Annotated in this window: 1 rRNA gene; it reads right to left on the minus strand. The window is 50.7% G+C overall.

Going from position 1 to position 1,488, the window contains the following annotated elements:
- Positions 1-1,488, minus strand: a 23S ribosomal RNA gene (locus tag AB0O36_RS36990); the annotation flags it as partial.

Consider the following 1,488-nt stretch of genomic DNA (forward strand, 5'->3'; position numbering starts at 1 on the left):
CTTGGCTTGAATCCGGTTGATCCGGGCAAAGGTGACATTGATAAGCGAAATGAAGAAAATCCGATCTATCTCGCCCATATTTTAGAACATAATTACTTGGTCAAAACAAAAGATAATTCAGTAAGCCTTGGCGGAGGTTCCTTAACGAGAGTTCTCTCGCACACCTTAGGATTCTCTCCTCGCCTACCTGTGTCGGTTTGCGGTACGGGCACCTTACATCTCACTAGAGGCTTTTCTTGGCAGCGTGGAATCAGGAACTTCGGTACTATATTTCCCTCGCCATCACAGCTCCGCCTTAATGGAAACGGGATTTGCCTCGTTTCCGGCCTAACTGCTTGGACGCGCATATCCAACAGCGCGCTTACCCTATCCTTCTGCGTCCCCCCATCGTTCAAACGATGTATAGGTGGTACAGGAATATCAACCTGTTGTCCATCGCCTACGCCTTTCGGCCTCGGCTTAGGTCCCGACTAACCCTGAGCGGACGAGCCTTCCTCAGGAAACCTTAGGCATTCGGTGGAAGGGATTCTCACCCTTCTTTCGCTACTCATACCGGCATTCTCACTTCTAAGCGCTCCACCAGTCCTTCCGGTCTGACTTCAACGCCCTTAGAACGCTCTCCTACCATCGACACCATACGGTGTCAATCCACAGCTTCGGTGATACGTTTAGCCCCGGTACATTTTCGGCGCGGAGTCACTCGACCAGTGAGCTATTACGCACTCTTTAAATGGTGGCTGCTTCTAAGCCAACATCCTGGTTGTCTAAGCAACTCCACATCCTTTTCCACTTAACGTATACTTTGGGACCTTAGCTGGTGGTCTGGGCTGTTTCCCTTTCGACTACGGATCTTATCACTCGCAGTCTGACTCCCAAGAATAAGTATTTGGCATTCGGAGTTTGACTGAATTCGGTAACCCGTTGGGGGCCCCTAGTCCAATCAGTGCTCTACCTCCAATACTCTCATCTTGAGGCTAGCCCTAAAGCTATTTCGGAGAGAACCAGCTATCTCCAGGTTCGATTGGAATTTCTCCGCTACCCACACCTCATCCCCGCACTTTTCAACGTGCGTGGGTTCGGGCCTCCATTCAGTGTTACCTGAACTTCACCCTGGACATGGGTAGATCACCTGGTTTCGGGTCTACGACCTCATACTCATTCGCCCTATTCAGACTCGCTTTCGCTGCGGCTCCGTCTCATCAACTTAACCTCGCATGAAATCGTAACTCGCCGGTTCATTCTACAAAAGGCACGCCATTACCCATTAACGGGCTTTGACTACTTGTAGGCACACGGTTTCAGGATCTATTTCACTCCCCTTCCGGGGTGCTTTTCACCTTTCCCTCACGGTACTGGTTCACTATCGGTCACTAGGGAGTATTTAGCCTTGGGAGATGGTCCTCCCTGCTTCCGACGGGATTTCTCGTGTCCCGCCGTACTCAGGATCCACTCAGGAGGGAACGAAGTTTCAACTACAGGGTTTTTACC

Source organism: Streptomyces sp. NPDC089799 (assembly GCF_040684755.1).
Taxonomy (GTDB): Bacteria; Actinomycetota; Actinomycetes; order Streptomycetales; family Streptomycetaceae; genus Streptomyces.